At 51.1% G+C, this 19,723-nt stretch carries 19 protein-coding genes and 1 pseudogene; 15 read left to right on the top strand and 5 right to left on the bottom strand.

Annotated elements, in window-relative coordinates; translation table 11 throughout:
- The first annotated feature begins 41 nt into the window (after positions 1-41).
- The 3 genes from B9Z46_RS14060 to B9Z46_RS14050 are packed head-to-tail and all read left to right on the top strand — an operon-like array spanning position 42 to position 1,380.
- Entirely contained in the window at positions 42-425 is a 384-nt protein-coding gene (locus B9Z46_RS14060) for a hypothetical protein (protein WP_199220617.1), read from the top strand.
- Positions 422-886, top strand: a complete 465-nt coding sequence (locus B9Z46_RS14055) for a glycoside hydrolase family 73 protein (protein WP_108257221.1) — start codon at positions 422-424, stop codon at positions 884-886. The genes B9Z46_RS14060 and B9Z46_RS14055 overlap by 4 nt, the downstream gene beginning before the upstream one ends.
- Positions 883-1,380, top strand: a complete 498-nt coding sequence (locus B9Z46_RS14050) for a hypothetical protein (RefSeq protein WP_108257220.1) — start codon at positions 883-885, stop codon at positions 1,378-1,380. The genes B9Z46_RS14055 and B9Z46_RS14050 overlap by 4 nt, the downstream gene beginning before the upstream one ends.
- 109 nt (positions 1,381-1,489) lie before the next feature.
- Here the strand turns inward: B9Z46_RS14050 and B9Z46_RS14045 are convergent, their stop codons facing one another.
- Positions 1,490-3,073 (bottom strand): ADP-ribosylglycohydrolase family protein, encoded by a 1,584-nt coding sequence (locus B9Z46_RS14045; protein WP_108257219.1) that lies wholly within the window; start codon positions 3,071-3,073, stop codon positions 1,490-1,492.
- A 96-nt stretch (positions 3,074-3,169) separates the two neighbouring features.
- Between B9Z46_RS14045 and B9Z46_RS14040 the strand changes: the two genes are divergently transcribed.
- A complete protein-coding gene (locus B9Z46_RS14040; RefSeq protein ID WP_108257218.1) occupies positions 3,170-3,793 on the top strand; it encodes a VRR-NUC domain-containing protein in 624 nt (207 codons plus the stop codon).
- Positions 3,794-3,896: 103 nt separating this feature from the next.
- Here the strand turns inward: B9Z46_RS14040 and B9Z46_RS14035 are convergent, their stop codons facing one another.
- Complete coding sequence (locus B9Z46_RS14035; protein WP_108257217.1) at positions 3,897-4,097, bottom strand: hypothetical protein; 201 nt, start codon at positions 4,095-4,097, stop codon at positions 3,897-3,899.
- A 321-nt stretch (positions 4,098-4,418) separates the two neighbouring features.
- Between B9Z46_RS14035 and B9Z46_RS14030 the strand changes: the two genes are divergently transcribed.
- From B9Z46_RS14030 to B9Z46_RS14020, 4 genes and pseudogenes are all read left to right on the top strand, one after another.
- Positions 4,419-4,835 carry a helix-turn-helix domain-containing protein gene (locus B9Z46_RS14030; protein WP_108257216.1) on the top strand — a complete coding sequence of 139 codons (417 nt, stop codon included), beginning with the start codon at positions 4,419-4,421 and terminating at the stop codon, positions 4,833-4,835.
- A 176-nt stretch (positions 4,836-5,011) separates the two neighbouring features.
- Positions 5,012-6,238, top strand: a pseudogene (locus B9Z46_RS15290) (VIT domain-containing protein); the annotation flags it as partial.
- 1,126 nt (positions 6,239-7,364) lie between these two features.
- Positions 7,365-7,526: a hypothetical protein gene (locus B9Z46_RS15150; RefSeq protein ID WP_158268444.1), complete on the top strand. Its 162-nt coding sequence runs from the start codon at positions 7,365-7,367 to the stop codon at positions 7,524-7,526.
- A gap of 65 nt (positions 7,527-7,591) precedes the next feature.
- A protein-coding gene (locus tag B9Z46_RS14020; RefSeq protein ID WP_108257214.1) for an IS3 family transposase occupies positions 7,592-8,721 on the top strand; the annotation gives its coding sequence in 2 pieces (ribosomal slippage) (positions 7,592-7,853 and positions 7,853-8,721; 1,131 coding nt in all).
- A 101-nt stretch (positions 8,722-8,822) separates the two neighbouring features.
- Here B9Z46_RS14020 and B9Z46_RS14015 read toward each other — a convergent pair.
- Positions 8,823-9,527 carry a Crp/Fnr family transcriptional regulator gene (locus tag B9Z46_RS14015; protein WP_108257213.1) on the bottom strand — a complete coding sequence of 235 codons (705 nt, stop codon included), beginning with the start codon at positions 9,525-9,527 and terminating at the stop codon, positions 8,823-8,825.
- Positions 9,528-9,710: 183 nt separating this feature from the next.
- Here B9Z46_RS14015 and B9Z46_RS14010 point away from each other — a divergent pair, with 183 nt between their 5' ends.
- The 6 genes from B9Z46_RS14010 to B9Z46_RS13985 all read left to right on the top strand — a co-directional run bounded on the left by B9Z46_RS14010 (position 9,711) and on the right by B9Z46_RS13985 (position 17,331).
- The gene (locus B9Z46_RS14010; protein WP_158268443.1) at positions 9,711-10,646 is read left to right on the top strand and encodes a Bug family tripartite tricarboxylate transporter substrate binding protein; all 936 of its coding nucleotides are present in this window, start codon (positions 9,711-9,713) and stop codon (positions 10,644-10,646) included.
- Positions 10,647-10,678: 32 nt separating this feature from the next.
- Positions 10,679-12,670 (top strand): acetoacetate--CoA ligase, encoded by a 1,992-nt coding sequence (locus B9Z46_RS14005; protein WP_108257211.1) that lies wholly within the window; start codon positions 10,679-10,681, stop codon positions 12,668-12,670.
- A 10-nt stretch (positions 12,671-12,680) separates the two neighbouring features.
- Entirely contained in the window at positions 12,681-13,445 is a 765-nt protein-coding gene (locus B9Z46_RS14000; RefSeq protein WP_108257279.1) for an SDR family oxidoreductase, read from the top strand.
- Positions 13,446-13,456: 11 nt separating this feature from the next.
- Positions 13,457-14,320: an amidohydrolase family protein gene (locus B9Z46_RS13995; protein ID WP_108257210.1), complete on the top strand. Its 864-nt coding sequence runs from the start codon at positions 13,457-13,459 to the stop codon at positions 14,318-14,320.
- Positions 14,321-14,509: 189 nt separating this feature from the next.
- Positions 14,510-16,420, top strand: coding sequence for an FAD-dependent monooxygenase (locus tag B9Z46_RS13990; protein ID WP_108257209.1), 1,911 nt, complete (start codon positions 14,510-14,512; stop codon positions 16,418-16,420).
- Positions 16,421-16,692: 272 nt separating this feature from the next.
- Positions 16,693-17,331: a trimeric intracellular cation channel family protein gene (locus tag B9Z46_RS13985; RefSeq protein WP_108257208.1), complete on the top strand. Its 639-nt coding sequence runs from the start codon at positions 16,693-16,695 to the stop codon at positions 17,329-17,331.
- 296 nt (positions 17,332-17,627) lie between these two features.
- Here B9Z46_RS13985 and B9Z46_RS15285 read toward each other — a convergent pair whose 3' ends face one another.
- Complete coding sequence (locus B9Z46_RS15285; RefSeq protein ID WP_233246025.1) at positions 17,628-17,981, bottom strand: AlpA family transcriptional regulator; 354 nt, start codon at positions 17,979-17,981, stop codon at positions 17,628-17,630.
- Entirely contained in the window at positions 17,978-18,571 is a 594-nt protein-coding gene (locus B9Z46_RS13975; RefSeq protein WP_158268442.1) for a Crp/Fnr family transcriptional regulator, read from the bottom strand. Before B9Z46_RS13975 ends, B9Z46_RS15285 begins: the two co-directional genes overlap by 4 nt.
- Positions 18,572-18,652: 81 nt before the next feature.
- On the opposite strand from B9Z46_RS13975, the gene B9Z46_RS13970 reads away from it, so the two are divergent.
- Positions 18,653-19,411 carry a DUF4395 domain-containing protein gene (locus tag B9Z46_RS13970; RefSeq protein ID WP_108257206.1) on the top strand — a complete coding sequence of 253 codons (759 nt, stop codon included), beginning with the start codon at positions 18,653-18,655 and terminating at the stop codon, positions 19,409-19,411.
- Positions 19,412-19,723: the final 312 nt, after the last annotated feature.

Raw genomic sequence — 19,723 nt, 5'->3', positions numbered from 1 at the left:
CCCTGAGTTCGCTCACGGTGGCTTTTCTTTTGGAGAAATCAATGCCAGAACCTACAAGCTCCGGAGTCGCAGGGGCAGCCGCTGCATACAAAGCAATTGGAGGTACTGCGGGGGCTGTTGCAAGTGGAGCAACGCTTGCTGCAGTTGTTGTCATGCTCATGACTCCTCCCCGAAACAAGCGCGAATGGGCCGTCGGACTCATCAGTACGGTTGTTTCAAGCATTGGTGGCGGTGCGGTGACGATTGAGTATTTCGTCCTTCATCACTGGGCGTTCTCAACGACAGGCCTGTACGCTATGGGTGGACTGATGTTTGCCTGCGGCTTACCCGGATGGGCACTCGTACGCTGGTTATTCAATTTCATCGATCAGCGGCGCGACGACTCCATCGATCAAGTTGCCAAGGATATGAGGGAGTTGCTATGAGCCCTACTGAATTCATCATGCGTCTCTCCACAGCCGCCATTACATCTGCAAAAACTTCTGGTGTCCCTGCCAGCATCACGATCGCACAGGCTGCCCTTGAGTCCGCCTGGGGAGAGTCTGTATTGGCTAGGAATGGCAACAACCTCTTCGGAATCAAAGCTGACAGCATGTGGCGCGGCCACACCCTGACACTAAACACCAAGGAATTCATCAAGGGGCAGTGGGTGGTGGTGCCAGCCCTCTGGCGCAAGTACCCAAGCTGGCAGGCTAGCATCGATGACCACGCTGCATTCCTTAAGCGCAACCCGCGCTACAAGGCCTGCTTTGCTTGCACGACTGCCCAAGCTTTTGCCACGGCGCTATCGCAGGCGGGTTATGCGACCGACCCCGCTTATGCGGATAAGGTCGTTGGCCTTATCAAGCAGCACAACCTGCTGGCCTTTGACGGAGGCGCTCCATGAGCTGGCTTAGCCGCTTCACTCTGGCCAACTGGTCGCACATTCTGGGGGCACTAATTCTGCTCATTGTGCTGCTTTTCGGCATGCAAATTGGCGCATCTCGTGTCCAGAAATCATGGGATTTGGAAAAGCTAGAGATTGCACTGACTCAGGCCAGACAGGAGCAACGTGTAGCCGATGTGCAGCTGACTCAATCTCAAATCACCCAGGATATCTCGAATGAATACGCAAAAAGATCAAAGCTGCTGGCTGATCGTCAGCTTGACAGTCGTGCTGGCGGGGTGTGCAACATCCCCGCAACCAGTGTCAGGGATCTGCCCGCCGTTTCCGAAGCTCCCGCCAGAGCTGCTCCAGCCCGCTCCGACCCTTTATCTGCTTCCTCAGACGATGCGAGAGCGGTGAGCTGCGAACAGCTGAGCAAGGATGCTGCACAGACAACCCTGATGCTCACTGAGCTACAGCGGTGGTACGTTCTTCAGTCTGAATCCTACAAATGATGCAAGCCCCCAGTAGCTATGTTCGGCTGATGGGGGCTTTTTTTTATTTGGCATGGCCGAATGCTCAATCAGATGTGTTCTCCCAATCAATTCTCGAAGGTTGATCAGATCAGTTCAAGAGTACTGAATTTAGTTTTCTCAGGCTCGGCAAAACCATTTTGATAGTAAATTCATTAGGCCTCGGTTGCCCTTTTCGTGTTGAACAGGTCATCAACTTTACGAGCATTTCTTGTGGAATTTTGTCGACACCATGAAGTGTGCCAATAAGGCCTCCAACAATGCAGGCATTAGTGTCAGTATCTCCACCCCGTTCAAGTGTTTGCGTCAAGGCATCTTCGTAGCTATCTTTACGTTTAAGGTGATAGAAGGCGAAGCTAAATGCATGTTTAACAAAGCCAGCCAGTGGATATGCCGGTGCAGGTTTATTTTCAATAATATTTTCCATCCACACAGTCACTTCTTCGCTGTTTTCACGGGCATAGGTCATTGCTATCGCAAAAGCACCAGTGGCGTCACCAGGTTGACGAATTAGATGACGAATCGCAAGGACATATGCCGCTGTGGCGTGCTGACATGTTTCGTTTGGGTGCGTCAGACACGCATCTTTTCGGGCGATCTCAATTGCGTCCTCTAAACTGAGAGCTGCGGAGATCACTCCTAACGGAGTGGCTCGCATCAGACTGCCGTTTGCTTTTGATTCGCTATTGAAGTTAGCTGCCTGTCTTGTGACCTTCATCTCAAGAGGATCTGTGCTGCCATCGTAGGGGTCTTCCATCAGGGCGCTTGAAGTCGCCATTCCGATATCAAATGGTTTGGAACGCACCCAACTGCAATAGGCATTGGCCACTTGATTTACCAAGTAACTTCCATTTGACTGGGCAAGACTATTCAATAGGGCGACAGTCATTTCACCGTCATCAGTGAACTGCCCAGGTGCTAGATTGAAAACTCCGCCGCCAGGCATGTCGAGCGCCCTTTGAACTTCTTCTTTTGTTGGCTTGCGGCCCATGAACTCCAGCACTCCACCGGCCGCGTCCCCAATCAGTGCGCCGAAAACACTACCGTACATTGCGCGTTCAGCGCTCGTTAATTCTTCGGTATCCATCATTTTGTCTGGAAGGTTGCCAAGCATGGCTTTGAGTTCTTTAGATTGGCGCACCAGTTGCGCAGATGGGTAGGTGGTACAGGCGCCATTGCTACGGTTAACAATTTCAGCAATCCCCTGGGTGGTCTCTAAGACCATTTTCAACTTGTCATATGTGTTTTCGCCCAAAAGGATGTGCCAGGCCTTAACCAGGCTTGGTTGGCTGTGGTTGATCAGGCCTTGGCCTGCGTGTTGCCAGAACTGCTCTTTTGCCGCATCTTCGGCTAGCTGTCTCTTTGCTCGGTAATCTTCAAATGAAGTTTCCTCACTGCATCGCTTAATTTGTTCAGCAGTTAAAACATATCTGCGTTCTTTAGCGTCAGCACCTTCAAATGCGAGATAGGTGGCTGTTAAATAAATGGGATCAACTTCCACACATTGCCAGCAACCGCCACCATCAGAAGTAACCATGTTGTACGACTTGCCAACGCAGGCCCAAAGTTCAAAAACACCCCAGCCACCGCAGACCCATTCTGGTTCCAAGCACATGGAAATATTGCCGTTTTCAACTCGCAAAGCGCCTGCCTTCAGTGTTTTACTTTTTCGCATACACACCTTTCATAATCGTCAGCCTAATAAATTTTGCATACCAGTTTGAGAAAATCGATAAATCCTGGACACTAGTGTCACTTATTACCTAGCAGCATGAAAGAAACAGAACCAAAGCCAGCCCTTCGTATCAGCCACATAGTTCACGGTCGTCAGCTTGTGGGCAATCGCGTGTATTACCGAGTTGATCCCAAGGGCATCAAGGATTTAATGGCTGTGCCTGAGACAGTGGTTCTGAGACGTTGGCGTGCTCGCCACTTTCCAGGGTATTCTTTTTCCGGCACTCGCTTGAGTTCAACTCTTTGGCGTGCAGTTGGGTTGGCATTGGGTGCAGATGCAAAGGACTTATGCCGCCTAACACCTGCAATAATTTCAGAAGTCGTAGACCAGAAACGGACTCTGCTCAGAGCACACCATTTTGCATTGCCTGCGCCAGACGCCTTGCACGCTTTGTTTGCTGTGCTTGGTCCTGACAGACTGCAAGCCGTTCTTAACCGCCATTTAGCCCCCGAGCGAGGCAACCTCTCAGGCATTCCAGATCTTTTCCTCTTTGCAACACCCACTGGCTCGAAAAAGCCAGGAATAGCTCGGTTTGTTGAGGTAAAAAAACCAGAAGAAGCTGTATCCAATGCGCAGCTCGCAGAAATAGACTTTCTCAATAGCTTAGGGCTACACGCTCGAGTGTTGCGTTTAATGGAGCCAACGCTGCCGCGAGAATGAATCGATTTGAACGTCAAGAACATGGACTGATACATGTAGATCATGTTGTTTTAGATTAGTGTCATGAGCCCCCAGCAAGCTACTAGGCTGCTGGGGGCTTTTTTCATTTAAGCGCTTCACGCACCTTCACAGCGAGGTCCATCACCTTAGGGTCATTGCCAGATTTCGTGATCACCATTTCCAAAACAGACTCAATTGCTGTTTTCATGGTCGGGCTGTATGTCACGTCCTTCAGCTTGGCTACTCGTGCGCACTCGTCTTTTGCCAGCTTGATGAGCCCGTTGATCGTTGTTGTCGTAGTCATGTTGTTCCTTTCGGCGTTGATTTCGTTTTTTTAGAAGACCACGTTTCCGGCTTGTTCGTCAACTACTGATCTGCTCCGGTCAGACACACCTACGGTGTGAATTCCCGACTTTTTTGAGCGGGAATTGATCCCGTCCCGGACATCCCAAATTCTTCCGCTGGCCAGGCTCACGCCTTGAGCCCAGCCCTACCTACATTGACCCCTAGTCAGTCTGCCCCTCCGGTTTGGGTGAAGGTTTTGGGTAAAAGTGATCCGATTTATTGCGACAGTTCATTGCGACACTTTCAACTGTTACAATAATACAAACCGCCCCTTCTGAACATGAACACCAAGACCTTTACCGCTGACGAGTTGAGCCAGTTGACGGACATCCCGAAGAGGACGATCCGCTACTACATCCAACTCGGATTGGTGGACAGACCGATCGGCGAAACCAAGGCCGCTCATTACGTTGATACCCATCTGGACCAGCTCCTGCGGGTAAAGAAACTTACTGAAGCCAAGGTTCCGCTGGAGCGGATTCGGCAAGTGATGGATGGGGAAGCTGAAGCACCCCCAACCAGCACTAGAAAACCTGGCTCCATGGAAGTGAAAACGCACCTCCATGTGATGCCAGGCGTTGAGATACAGATTTCTGCTGAGGAGGCAGGTATGAGTCCAGAACAAATTCGGATGCTGCTCAAGGAAGTCATGGCGGCAACAGAGCGAGTGATGAAGAAAGACAACGGCGAGAGCTGATTGGTGGGCCTACGTGTTATGGGCAGTCAGGCGATGCCTTGTAGATGTGAAACCTGACTGTCGGTGGTGCTTGTGGCCCTTAATGATTGAGCAAGCCCCACCCCTTTCCAACCGCGAAACGAGGGACGCGGAATCTACATCTCCCCTCAACTAACAACACCAAGCTGGAGCGTCCTATGAAAACGAAAACAGGTCTCGAAAACGAATACGGCCAAAACGTATCCCTCAAATCCGTACACCTCGAGGGAAAACTAGAAGGCCTCCTGCTCACCATGCTGGTGATGCAGCGGTACCTGAATGATTCAGAGGACACAATCGAAGCCAGCTACACCTTTCCGGCGGGATGGGGGGCAAACCTGATGGGCTTCAGTGTGGAGCTCAATGGCAAACGGATGCAGGCACTAGCTCTTGCCAAGAAGAAGGCGGAAAAGAAGTACGAAGAGGCGATCGAAAGCGGTGACACCCCAGTCATGCTGGAGAAGTCTCCTCTTGGCCTGTACACAGCTAACCTGGGGAATCTCAAGCCGGGCGAAGAAGCAGTGATCATCATCGAGTATGCCCAGCTGCTCAGGTTTGAAAAAGGTCGGGTGCGCATCACAGTTCCCACCGTGATTGGTGAGCGTTATGGCGACGAAGTGTCTGATGGGCATATTGCCCCGCACCAGACGGTGGACACAGACCTACTGGCCGAGTACCCTTTCACCGCTACCCTCGACATTCTTGGACAAATGGCTCAAGGAGAAATCGCCTGCCCAAGCCATAAAGTTGATATGGAGCAAATCGAAGGTGGTACTCGTGTTCGGCTTGCGAAGGGTGGCTTGCTTGATCGCGACTTCATCGTCACTGTTGAAGATCTCAAGGGTGAGTCGTTCGTGTCGGCAAGTGAAGATGATGGTGCCTATGCCGTTGTTGCAAGTTTCTGCCCAAAGCTGAAAGAAAAGGAGCCCACCCCTCTGGGGCTGAAGATCCTGGTTGACTGTTCTGGCTCCATGCAGGGTGACAGCATTGAACAAGCTCAAGAAGCAATGCATGAGCTGATCCTTAGACTTACTGAGCAAGACATGATCTCGTACAGCAAGTTCGGCTCCAAGGTTATTCACACCTCCAACCAACTCGAAAAATGCACACCACGCTACATCAAGAACGTGTTGGCCAAAGCTGTTCATGACACCGCTGCCGACTTGGGCGGTACTGAACTGAATCAGGCGCTGACCTCAACTTTCAAAATTAGCTTTACAAAAGCCTACACAGAAGGCTGTGATCTTCTTTTGATTACCGATGGCGACGTTTGGGAAATCGAAGAAATCGTCAAGCAAGCCAAGATTAGCAATCACAGAATTTTTGCGATTGGGGTAGGCAGTGCGCCAGCCGAAAGCTTGCTGAAGGATCTGGCCGAGCAGACCGGAGGCGCATGCGAGTTGGTCACCCCTTCTGAAAGCATTTCTGATGCAGTTCTGAGGATGACTCAGCGAATCCGATCGGCTCGGACAAGCTCTATATCCATTCACTGGGAAGGTGAAGTCCTCTGGCAGTCGAAACTTCCAAAGCAGGTGTTCTCAGATGAAACCATCCATGTGCATGCACGCGTCAAGAGTAAACCCGCGGCGACCCCTGCATTGCGTTGGACGGTTGAAAACGTCTTGAATGAAGAGTCCGCTACTTCAATCGACTGGAATTCAACGGGTGCATTGCCTCGCATGGTGGCGGGTGCAGAAATCACGAGCATCACTGATGAGAAGGCTGCTGAAGAGCTAGCTCTGAAGTATCAACTCGCTAGCAAGTACACCAACCTGCTTCTTGTCCACGTTCGCGATGAAGAAGACAAGGCGCAAGGGCTGCCAAAGCTGCAAAAGATCAAGCAAATGAGTGCTGCGGGATGGGGTGGGTTAGGAACAGTTGAACAATCACAGATCCTGTATTGCTTGGCCTCACCCAGCAAAATGCGGTTTGGAACAGATGCAGCGGCATACAGCTCAAACGCACTGCCAAGTGTTTGGCGAACCAACCGAATATCGTCTTCAGCAAAAGTGGATACCTTGGCTGCTGGAGGAATGGACGATTACGAAATACCTGCATTCCTCAGAAAACTTCAAGAACCAACAGCTAAACCTGTTTTTGATGAGGACAGTTTTACACCTGATCAAATGCTTCAGAAATTCAATGAACTTTCACTGACAACAACAAAATTTAGTGATATCACGTGGGAACTGACTGAGCGCATTGCAGAGGGTTATGTCTGGAATGTCTTGTGCAAGATTGCGGATGACGATAATGAGCTAGATTTGTATTGGGCTTGTCTGTTGCGCTGGCTCTCTAATGAGGTGGCCGGCGTCGTTTCGCTCACACGACATTCACAGCGACTGCTCAACGGTCAAATTGCCAACATTGAAGCCTCGTTGGTCCAAGAAGTTGAAGAGGCGCTCGCTCAGGCTTTTCCGACCATCTCCAAGTCCTCCTGGGGGCAAACCCAAGCATCAACAAAACGCTCGTTGTTGTATCGCTTCAGAAAATTGATGACCGGAGGTTGATATGCAATCTGCAAGCAGCATCGATTACCGGCTTCACTTCCTGTCGATCCATGATGAGATCAAATGGCTCAAGGTCGATGCAGATATGGGCTTTACCAATGCACAGCATCGTCTTGGAGTGCTCTTTCTCGAATCTGCAAGCGATACTGAAGAGCTGTATTGACCTGCCCCCCACTAGCCGTACCAAGCTGAGGTTAGTAAAGTCCGTCAATCTGGAGTAAGACGGACATGAAGAAGAGCAGATTTACCGACGAACAGATCATTGGCTTTCTAAAGCAGGCCGAGGCTGGCATGCCAGTCAAGGAGCTGTGCCGCAGTGGCGGCTTCAGTGATGCCACGTTTTACAAATGGCGGGCTAAGTACGGTGGCATGGAGGCGTCTGACGCATCAAAGCTGCGGGACTTGGAGTCCGAGAACGCCAAGCTCAAGAGGCTGTTAGCCGAAGCCCACCTGGATATCCACGCTTTGAAGAGCGTGTTCGGGGTAAAGCACTAGCCCCACAGGCCAGACGTGAAGCGATTCGCAAGATGATCGAATTGTTTGATCTCTCCGAACGCCGAGCATGCCGTCTTGTGGGGCTAAGCCGAGACAGTTATCGACATGAACCTGAGGCCAGTGCTCAGACGAAAGCTCTCTGTGGGCGCATTGTTGAGATCGCACATCAACGGCGCCGCTTTGGGTATCGCCGGGTCCACGATTTGTTGCGACCAGAGTTTCCTGGCGTGAATCACAAACGGGTGTATCGGCTTTACCGTAACGCCAACCTAGCTGTTCGCAAGCGCAAGAAGGCCAAGCGCCCCATGCATGAGCGTGTGCCGCTGCAATTGGCCACCAGTGTGAATCAGGTGTGGAGCATGGACTTTGTGTCCGACAGCCTGAGCAATGGTCGGCGACTGAAGTATTTGACCGTGGCAGATGACTTCAGCCATGAGTGCGTTGATATCACCGTTGATTATGGAATCTCAGGCCAGTACGTCACAAGGCTGTTGGATCAAGCTGCACTGTTCCGTGGCTACCCGCAAGTAGTCAGAACCGACAACGGCCCTGAATTCACAAGTCGAGCGTTTCTGGCTTGGGCGCAAAGCCATGGGATTCGACACATCCTGATCCAACCAGGTCGCCCCATGCAGAACGGCTACATCGAGAGTTTCAACGGCAAGTTCCGTGACGAACATCTCAACGAACACTGGTTTCAAAATCTACAGCAGGCCCGAGCAGCAGTGGCCAGTTGGAGGCAGGATTACAACGAGATCCGGCCACATAGCAGTCTGGGTCGGATACCTCCGGCTCAATTCGCACAGCAGCACCGCTTGGCAGCAAGCAGTGATGCTGTTTCATCAACCATCAAAATCGATTAACCTTGAACCGGACTTGCTACTTTTGAATGGTATGGCTAACGGGGGCAGGTCACCAACACAAAAAATCGGGCAAGCCCAAATACCAGAGCTGAATAGATCGACTATTCCATCCAACGTTGTAACGCATCAAGATTCAAAATTTGCACTGCTCCGTATTCACCGCTGATAACGCCTTCTTTTCTTAGCGCTAGTAGTGACTCGTTGCAACGCTGCCTGGACACTGTTGCTAAATTCGCCAATTCGTCCTGAGAAATCAAGAGTTTCATTTGCCCTTGGGGGTTAAGTAGCGGGTGCAACAGACCAACCAAGGCCCTGGCAACCAGTTGATCGGCGTTACCAAGCCGATGAGCGACATAGTTACCCATAAACCAGTGGAGCCGCTCGTTTATCTGATGAAGTAAAAAGTCGTTAAAGGATGGCTCTGTTTGGCGCAACCAATCAAAAGTCTCAAAAGGCAGTTGTGCTATTCGCGTTGGTCGAAGAGCGATTAAATTTGCCTTCCGGGGAACGCCTCGCAGCAAGGTGCCCTCTCCGAACCAACTCCCAACTGATTGCCCTCCAAGCGATACGGTACGCCCATCTGGGCCATCAATGGACCATTTGAGCAAGCCCTCCAGAACCCCGTACCAGTCATGCTGCATATTTCCGTAATGCCCCAGTGATGCGCCAGCTACGAGGTCAGTCTCTGAAACATCATTTCTTACTTGTTCTTGGGCAGCTTGACTGAGCTTTAGGAACCAAGAGGAGCCCGAGAGAAGCGCCCCAATACCCATCTGAGTACTTTGTTTGCGCAAATTTCTAGCCATGGTTCGTCTCCCAAAAGGCCGGAATTAGGTGTTTTCCAGTAACCGAATTGTCGTCTAGCTGAAAGTCTAAATCAGATAAAGCTGAAAAGATTCAGTCTGTTTCATCTAATTCCCACTTTAAAAGGAGCCGTCATCATGTTTCACCGTCATTTATTGGTATCTTTTTCGACCCTGGTTTTGGCTATGAGTGCTTCTTTCACGCAAGCCCAGACTGCTATAGACAAACCACTCAAAATCATTGTTGGCTTTCCCGCAGGCGGTGCATCCGATGTGATGGCCCGACTTTTGGCTGACCAACTTCGCGGCGACTACGCGCCCACCGTCTTGGTGGACAACAAAGCTGGAGCAGGCGGGCGCTTGGCAGCCCAGGCAGTCAAGTCCGGGGATGCTGACGGAAGCCAAATCTTGCTTACCCCAACCTCAATTCTTACCATCTACCCTCATGTTTACAAAAAGCTAGGATATGACTCCTTGGCTGACTTCACGCCCGTGAGCACCGTGGCATCCGTCTCGTTCGCTTTGAGCGTCAGCCCTGCTGTGCCAGCAAATGTCAAAAACGCTGCTGACTACGTCAAGTGGGCTAAATCAAATCCAAAGGAAGCAAACTTTGGGTCAGCCGCAGCTGGTGCAGCCCCCCATTTCGTCGGCGTCATGCTCGGCCGCGCTGGTGGCGTTGATCTTAATCATGTGGCTTTCAAAGGCGGGGCACCTTTGGTCAACGATTTACTGGGTGGTCAGATTCAATCAGGCGTTAATGTATTGCCTGAAGTACTGCCACATGCCAATTCTGGCAAGCTGCGCATTTTGGCTGTGAGCGGCAGCAAGCGTTCACGTTTTCTGCCAAACGTTCCAACTTTTAACGAAAGTGGATTGAAAGGTGTGGAAGCAGATGAATATTTTGCGGTTTTTGCGCCCGCCAAAATGCCCGCTCACCTGGTAGATAAATTGAATGCATCCATTCGCAAAGCATTGAAATCGCCAGCATTGATCGCAGGTTTAGAAAAAATGTCTTTCGAAATTGGTGGTGAGTCACAACCCGAATTTGCCAAACTCGTCAAAAGCGAACTCAATCGTTGGGGTCCAGTTGTGAAAGCCTCTGGTTTTACGGCTGACGAGTAACTTTTAAGCTTGAAAGTAAAGAGCAATTTCACATGAATACCAAAGCAGAGACTCAAGAGGGCGACACTCTTTGGAGTCCTTCCAACAAACAGATAGCCCAAACACGACTGTCCGATTACCTTCTTTGGCTCAAGTCCGCTAAGGGTCTTAGCTTTGGCAACTATGCTGATATATGGCGTTGGTCTGTCGAAGACGTCGAAGGGTTTTGGCAGTCAATCTGGGACTACTTTGAAGTTCAGGGTGAAGGTTCTTGCGAACCTGTCCTTGGCTCGCAAAAAATGCCGGGAGCAAACTGGTATCCAAACGCAAAATTGAATTACGCCGAGCATGTATTTCGCAATGCTAAATCGGATGCTCCAGCATTGATTGTGCGGAGGGAAAACGCTTCCACCACGGAAGTGTCATGGTCTGAATTGGAGCGCGAAACTGGAGCGCTTGCAGCGTGGATGCGAAGCATTGGCATTAAAGCTGGTGATAGGGTCGCGTCCTATATGCCAAATCGACGCGAGACGGTTGTTGCCTTCCTAGCCAGCGCTAGCATCGGTGCGATATGGTCAAGCTGCGCTCCCGATATGGGCGCCACCGTTGTTCTTGACCGTTTTCGCCAAATTGAGCCCAAACTTCTTTTTGCAACAGATAGCTACAACTACAACGGCAAGACACATGATCGAAGCAGCTTAGTTGAAGATCTTTTGCGCGAATTACCCAGTGTTTCCACTGTTGTGCACGCACCAGGTCCAAACTCGGCTCAACCGCCTTTGACTTGGCACAACGCTGTGTCATGGAGTAACACGGTTGCAGATCAAGCACCATTGCAGTTTGAGCGACTGCCCTTTAGCCATCCTTTGTGGATCGTCTACTCCTCTGGAACAACAGGTCTGCCGAAAGCTATGGTGCACGGGCATGGTGGCATTGTCTTGACTCATCTTAAAACGATGTCTTTACAACATGACTTGCGGCCAAAGGATCGCTTGCTTTTTTTGGGCGGTACTGGCTGGATTGTGTGGAATTTACAAATTGGAGCCTTGCTCACAGGTGCGTCTATTGTGTTGTATGACGGCAATCCTGCTTGGCCCAACGGCGAAGCATTGTGGCGATTCATGGATGAGCATCACATCACGCATTTTGGTTGTGGTGCGGCTTACCTTATCAACTGCATGAAGGATGGTTTACGTCCCAAGGAGTTCGCGCAACTCAGTCAACTGCGCGCTATCAATTCAACAGGCTCGCCTCTTCCTATCGACGCCTACAACTGGGTTTACGATTCTGTCAAATCCGATGTCTGGTTGGCATCAATCAGTGGTGGGACCGATATTGCTTCAGGTTTTGTCGCCTGTGCTCCAACACTACCCGTTACAGCGGGCGAGATTCAATGTGCCGAACTCGGCGTTGCAGCCTATGCATTCAATGAGGCTGGGCAATCTGTGATTGATGAAGTCGGTGAATTGGTCATTACAAAACCGATGCCTTCCATGCCGTTGTATTTCTGGAATGACCCTGATTTCAAACGCTACAAAGAAAGTTACTTCGAGACTTTTGAGGGAGTGTGGCGCCATGGTGATTGGATTCGTTTTACAACTCATGGAGCATCAGTTATTTACGGTCGCTCTGACAGCACGATTAATCGATTTGGCATACGAATGGGCACGGCTGAGATTTATCGCGTTGTAGAAGAGTTGCCAGAAGTAAGAGACAGTCTCGTTGTTGACCTTGAGTATTTAGGCAGACCATCGTTTATGCCTTTGTTCGTTGTTCTTAACGAAGGCCTCGAACTCGACGAGGGTTTGAAATCTAGGATTGCGAACAACATTCGAACAAAAGCTTCTGCTCGCCACGTTCCAAATGAGGTGTATGCGATCAAAGAGATACCACGTACATTGACTGGCAAAAAAATGGAAGTGCCTGTGCGAAAACTGTTGTTGGGAATGTCACGCGAAAAAGTGGCAAGCCCTGATGCTATGGTGAATCCACAGAGCCTAGATTTCTTTGTTGAGTTAGCTGCAGAAATCAATGCCACCACCTAAGGAGGTTGAAATGAAAAATAAAAAAGTGCTGATTACTGCTGGTGCCTCAGGTATTGGACGCGCTATTGCACAAGCTTTTGTAGCTTCGGGTGCACAAGTGCATGTGTGTGATTTGAACACTCAAGGGCTTGAAGCGCTACGTCAAGAACTGCCCGGTATAACAACCACTTTTTGTGATGTTGGTAATAGACCAGCCATTGAAAGAATGGTTGCTGAAGCTGTCAAAAAGTTGGGTGGTCTTGATGTACTTGTGAACAATGCTGGTATCGCAGGCCCAACAGCACCAGTTGAATCTATGGACCCAGTTGCGTGGGAACAGGTTATGAACGTTAACCTCAACGGGACTTTCAACGTCACCCGTTGTGCAATACCTCACCTTAAGTGTTCTCCTGCAGGTGTGATCTTGATCATGTCCTCACTTGCTGGTCGATTTGGTTATCCCAACCGTAGCCCATACTCCACTTCGAAGTGGGGATTAATAGGCTTGACCAAAACTCTCTCTAGGGAGCTAGGGGAATTTGGCATACGTGTCAATGCCATTCTTCCTGGCGCAGTGGATGGTCCTAGATTACAGCAAGTCTTTGAGGGGCGAGCGGCAACGAGTGGTCGAACAGTCGCAGAAGAACAGCGCTTGGCTCTGTCTAATCAATCTATTCAACACTTTGTATCCCCTCAGGATATTGCTGCACTTTCGGTGTTTCTCTCATCGGATGCGGGTCGTTCAATCTCTGGTCAAATTTTGCCGATTGATGGCGACTCTCAAAGCGCGTCTTAAGGAAAATATCAATGGATCATAAAAACCTTATAGCCATCGACATTCATACCCATGCCGAGGTGAGCTGCCGTAATCCGTTTGACAACTACGGCGAGGAATACGACCGTGCTGCCGATAAGTACTTTGGAAGCAACCGTCGCCCAACGATTGAAGAAACTGTGGCCTATTACCGCGAGCGCAAGATCGGTCTGGTCATGTTCACGGTTGACAGCGAATCACAACTGGGTCGTCGTCGCATTCCCAACGAAGAAATTGCCGATGCCGCCAAAGCCAACAGCGACATGATGATTGCCTTTGCCAGCATCGACCCGCACAAAGGAAAAATGGGCGCCCGCGAAGCCGAACGACTGATCAAAGAAGACGGCATCAAAGGCTTCAAGTTTCACCCCACGGTACAGGGCTACCACCCTTACGACAAAATGGCTTGGCCCATTTATGAAGTGATCAACCATTACAAATTGCCCGCGATTTTTCACACCGGCCACAGCGGCATTGGCAGTGGCATGCGTTGTGGGGGTGGTTTGCGTTTGGCCTACAGCAACCCCATGCATTTAGACGATGTGGCAATCGACTGGCCCGACATGCAAATCGTCATGGCGCACCCCAGTTTTCCTTGGCAAGACGAGGCCCTGAGCGTCGCCACCCACAAACCCAATGTGTGGATTGACCTGTCGGGCTGGAGCCCCAAGTATTTCCCAAAACAATTGGTGCAATACGCCAATACCTTGTTGAAAGAACGTGTGTTGTTTGGCAGCGACTACCCACTCATCACGCCCGAACGCTGGATGAAGGACTTCGAGGTGGCCGGCTTCAAACCCGAAGTCATGCCTGGCATCTTGAAAGGCAATGCCGTGCGCTTGCTGGGCTTGAGCTGATGTGAGCTGTCTTAGAAAATTTCAATTTAAAAGAGAGGTCTGAGGAGACAAACTCAGCGTTGGATAGGGCACTGGACTTCTGGTGCCCTATCCATTTTTCATACAGTTCTAAACCTCAATATGAATGCGGTTAGTAACTATTTCAGTCCCTAATTTTGAAAAGATTTTCAATTGATTCGGAGATAAAAAATGCAGTTTTACAAAGATGGTTTTCGTGGTGGCAACCCCGATATCAAGCAAGCCGCACCCAATCGTCGCAACCGTGGCACCAACGAACCCTTGCCCGAAAAAGTGGATGTGCTGATTGCAGGCACAGGCCCTGCGGGGTTGTGTTTGGCCGCGCAGTTGTCGCAATTCCCCGAGATTGACACCATGATCATCGAGCGTATGCCTAGCAATATCATCAAGGGCAAGGCCGACGGCATCAACACGCGCACCATGGAAATGTTCCAAGCCTTTGGCTTTGCCGACAAAGTCAAGCGCGAAACCTATTGGGTCAACCAAACCGCGTTTTGGATGCCCGACCCAAAGAACCCCGACCACATCAAAAGGGTGGGTCGCGTGCAGGACGTGGCCGACGACAGTTCAGAGATGCCGCATATCTTGATCAACCAAGCACGTTTGCATGAGTTGTTCATCGAAGTCATGAAAAACTCCCCCTCACGCTTAGAGCCCGACTACGGCTGGGAAGTGGAGAGCCTCACCATCGACCCCACCACCGACGACCATCCCGTGACCGTGACGCTCAAAGACGCCACCGGCATCAACTGGTGGGCCACACGCACGGTGCGTGCCAACTATGTGGTGGGTTGCGACGGCGCTCACTCCAAAGTGCGCAAGTCCATTGGCGGTGAATTGCACGGCGACGCTGCGCACCAAGCTTGGGGTGTGATGGACATTTTGGCCAACACCGACTTCCCAGACGTGCGCCAGAAGTGTTTGATCTCTTCCGCTAAAGAGGGCAATGTGTTGTTGTTACCACGCGAGGGGGGGTACATCTTCCGTATGTATGTGGAGTTAGACAAACTCAATGTGGGTGAGAAAGCCGCGCAACGCAAGCTCACGCAAGACGACATGATTGCAGCAGCCAACCGTATCATCAAGCCCTACAGCATTGACGTCAAAGAAGTGGTGTGGTGGTCGATCTACGACATCGGCCACAGCATCACCGACCGGTTTGACGATGTGCCCGAAGGCGTCGACCGCAACCCACGCGTGTTCACCGCAGGCGATGCCTGTCACACCCATTCACCCAAAGCAGGTCAGGGCATGAACGTGTCCATGCAAGACACCTTCAACCTCGGCTGGAAGCTGGTGCATGTGTTGCGAGGCCGTGCCGATGCCAGTTTGTTGCGCAGCTATTCCAAAGAGCGTTTGACGGAAGCCAAACGCCTTGTGGAGACCGACCACAAATGGTCGCGCATCATGTCAGCGCCCACCACGCAGGCCGAGCGCGAAGGTGCGGAAGAACCGCGCATCATTCGCCAGTTCAAAGAAAACTTAGAATTCACAGGGGGTACGGCGGTCAAGTACGACACCTCGTATTTGTTTGCCGCCAGCGCACACCAAACTTTGGCCACAGGTGAGGAGATCGGTCGTCGTTTTCACTCAGCCCCTGTGGTGCGTGTGTCTGATGCCAAGCAAATGCAGCTTGGTCATGTGGCTGAGGCCGATGCGCGCTGGCGCATTTATGCGTTCGCAGGCAAGGCTGACAGCTCCAATGCGGGGTCGGCCATTCACAAGCTGGCCGATTGGCTGGAAACCAGTGCCAAGTCGCCCGTGGTCAGGCACACCCGCAAAGGTGAGGACGTAGATGCGGTCATTGATTTCCGAGCCGTGTTTCAACAAACGTTTGATCAATTGGCTTACGAACAAATGCCTTCGCTGCTCAAGCCCAAGACCGGCAAACTCGGTCTGCAGGACCACGAAAAAGTATTCTGTGTCGATCACAAAGGCGTGGGCGACATTTTTGACATGCGCGGCATTAACCGCGACAAGGGCTGCATGATTGTGGTGCGCCCTGATCAATATGTGGCGCATGTCTTGCCCTTAGACGGTTACGATGAGTTGGCTGCATTCTTTGCGGGTGTCCTAAAGTAAAGTTTCTAAAAGGCTCATTGAAATAAGCGTCGTTTAATATTTGGCGAATAAAAATAAAGACTCAATCCCAATCTCGCAACAATGGCAGTCAGCGCCTGAGGTAGGGTTGCTCAAACTCTTCAATCGCGTACATATATCGATTTATTTCAACGCTTTGACTATGACATTGTTCAATTTAGTCGAAGTGCAGGCAACTTGTGCTTATAGGGTGCCTGTACAGTTATGTACCAAGAATTAATAGAATCGAGCATGATTTCGCTACATAACACCTTATGAGTGCAATTCAATCTTGGGGTGATACCCTTCGCCTTCTGGTCGAGCTTTTAGCGACAGCTGCCTTCGCCTTGTCAGGCCTAATGGAAGCAGCACGCAAAAAGCTTGATGCGGTGGGCGTCTGTGTGGTGGCATTTCTAGCAGCGTTTGGGGGGGGCACCTTACGGGACTTGCTGTTGGATCAAAGGCCTTTTTTTTGGGTGCAACACACCGAGATGCTTTGGGCAGTATTGGCCTTGTGCGTGTTGGCCATGGGCTTTATGCGCCAGCGTCATTTTGAAATCACAGAAAAAACAATACTATGGCCTGACGCTCTGGGTTTGGGGCTGTTTACTGCTACCGGTGTACACCACGCTTTGCAGTCTTTTATGCCGCTTGTCGTGGCTGTTTTAATGGGCCTGATAACGGGTGTTTTTGGTGGTGTGCTGCGTGATATGGTTTGCAATGAAATTCCCACTGCTTTCAAAGACCACCACCCCTATGCGGTGTGTTCTTTCGCTGGAGGTTGGACTTATGTTGCGATTTGGAGCTTAGATACACCTGGTTGGGTAGCATTATTGGGATGCCTTATCGTTACAGTTGGTCTTCGAGCGCTAGCACTTTGGTACAACTGGCGACTGCCTGCTTGGCGTGCTTGATCCAAATAATTCCTCAGGTTTAATGAAGCGGCTTGCTTTTTTAAGATGTCACTTTTTGCTAACACAACGAAATTTTTACCTTAGCGCTATGGGCTTACGCTTGCTCTGTCAGATAGTCGAATCGAGGGTTCGAATCCCTGACCTGATCAAAATCAGCCCTCTGAAAACTGAGCGAGTTAGTGGAACTATGTGTTATGGCCCACCAATTTCGCATTTGTTAGTAATTGTCCTTGGCAACCCTCAGGTGTCCGTAGGTGCCCGTAAGGCTCCGCGAGTGTCCTGAGGGTTGTTGCTAGTTACCTCCGGTCGTTGCGTGCCGATGCACGCTCAGACGTACTGCCGCGAAGAGCATCCTCCTCGAAGTCCGTGATATCGGACAGGCGATAACGGACACGGCCCATCATCTTCATGTAGATCGGTCCAATGCCTTCACTGCGCCAGCGCTCAAGCGTGCTTTCAGCGACTTGCCAGCGATCGGCTAACTGGGTCTGGGTCAGATAGGTGATTTCGGTCATGACGACTCCTTGGTTGAAGCTGCGAAATTGCAGCAATTCAGGATCCGTCAACACAAGCGAAGGCCCGAAATCGACGGAAAGCTGACATCGAGCCAAACTTTCAGCAAAGCCGGTCGCAGATTCATCGGTCTTCACTTCAAACTGATTTCAATTTCGTCCCGAGTAATCGTCCCTGTCTTCTCAAGCAGTGCCAGAGACCGATACAGCGCCTCATGCGTCACCGCCAGTTGCTTGGCCAGTTGTTTGAGGGAGCACTCCAGTTTGTAACGTCCTTCGCGACCTTCGGTCGCTATCAGGTGCAGGATTCGGCTCTGAACCTTGGGTAAGGACAGACGCTCGTTTTGAAGTCTCAGTCGTCGCACTTCGTTGCTGAGCATCTGTATCCATCGCTCTGCAAACCCATGATCCTGCTTGAGTGCTTGCCGCAGTGCGCGAATAGGGATGCGCACGATTTTCGACGGCGCAGTCGTTCGTGCATCACAGTGATATGCGACGGATGTCAGACTGGCTTCACCGACAAAACCAGTCTGACAGCGCTGGAGATTAGCCACTTCCCCGTTTTGGCCATGTCGCTCCAGGACCACTTCGCCCTCAAAGACAAAGTACATCCACTGGGGTCGAGCGCCAGTCAGGAACAGGGTTGTTTCTTGCGAGCATGAAAGGTGCTCGCACTGTGCCAGCAGATGCGGCGGGAGCAACTGTTCAAGGGTTAAGGGTAAAGGCATGGCAAACCACTTGTGGCATATGATCAATATCATATGCTTGCATGGTCAGAATGACGAGACTATGGCTATAGAGGTTTATCCATGTCATCAAAAATCTTTGAGTTTGGCCAAGTTCGGCCCGAATACGCCGTCCCTGTTCTGAACGAGCGGGCGGTCCGTGCTGCTGCGGGTATCCTGTTTTTTCTGGCTGTGATCAGCTTCATGAATGCCTGGCTCATGGGAAATTTCCAGCCGACCCGTGTGTTCGTAGTCTGTTTTTTGATCGAGTTCATGATCCGCATCTTCATCAACCCACGTTTCGCTCCTGTGATGATCTTGGGCGAATGGATGGTGCGCAAGCAATTGCCCGAATGGACCGGTGCTCCGCAAAAGCGCTTTGCCTGGAGCATCGGCTTCGTTTTGGCAGCGACCATGCTGTATCTGGTGGTGCTCAATAACGTCATCGGCCCCATCAACCTGATCGTGTGCTCGGTTTGTCTGCTCTTGCTGTTCTTCGAAACGGCGTTCGGCATTTGCATCGGCTGCAAGATTTACAACCTGTTTAACAAGGAAAAAGCTCAGCTGTGCCCCGGGGGCGTTTGCGATATCCCGCCTGATCAAATACCCAAGATGTCCCTGATCCAGGCTGTGATCTTTTTGGCTTTCGCCATGGCGGTGCTCGCCGTTGCGCAATGGGTTTACAGCACAGCCCCGAAGCGAGTGAGTGAGTTGCCTGCTGCGGCAGTGACACAACCTGCTGAATCTGTTGATCCAGCTGAAGTGGAGCGTTGCAAGGTGCCCGACTTTGCCAAAGCGATGGGGCACGAGGAAAAGTGGAAGCTGCACAACAATTGCAAGTAATGCCCGGTTGAATCCGGGTTCGTGATGCGTCGTTGACCCGAAAGGCAGGATCGGAAGGATGCGAACACGTGCAAATACTAAGGAGCGGGAGACATGTGTGTGTACCTTTCCGCATCCTTCCGCAGGTTCATAACGGGTGTTAGTAGGCACCTATTGGCAGGGAATTGAACCCGGGCCCGCACCCACCACCAATACCAAAACCCCAACTCGTCTGAGTTGGGGTTTTTTCTTGGGCGATCGCGCGTGTTGCCCCGTGTTCTTGCGGGTTCCTGCGGAAATTTGCGGACCTCGCGCACCGCACCACCTGGCCGG

The organism is Limnohabitans sp. Hippo4 (assembly GCF_003063605.1).
Lineage (GTDB): Bacteria > Pseudomonadota > Gammaproteobacteria > Burkholderiales > Burkholderiaceae_C > Limnohabitans_A.
The sequence above is the reverse complement of the archived record's forward strand: the minus strand, read 5'-3'. Positions and strand labels throughout refer to the sequence as shown.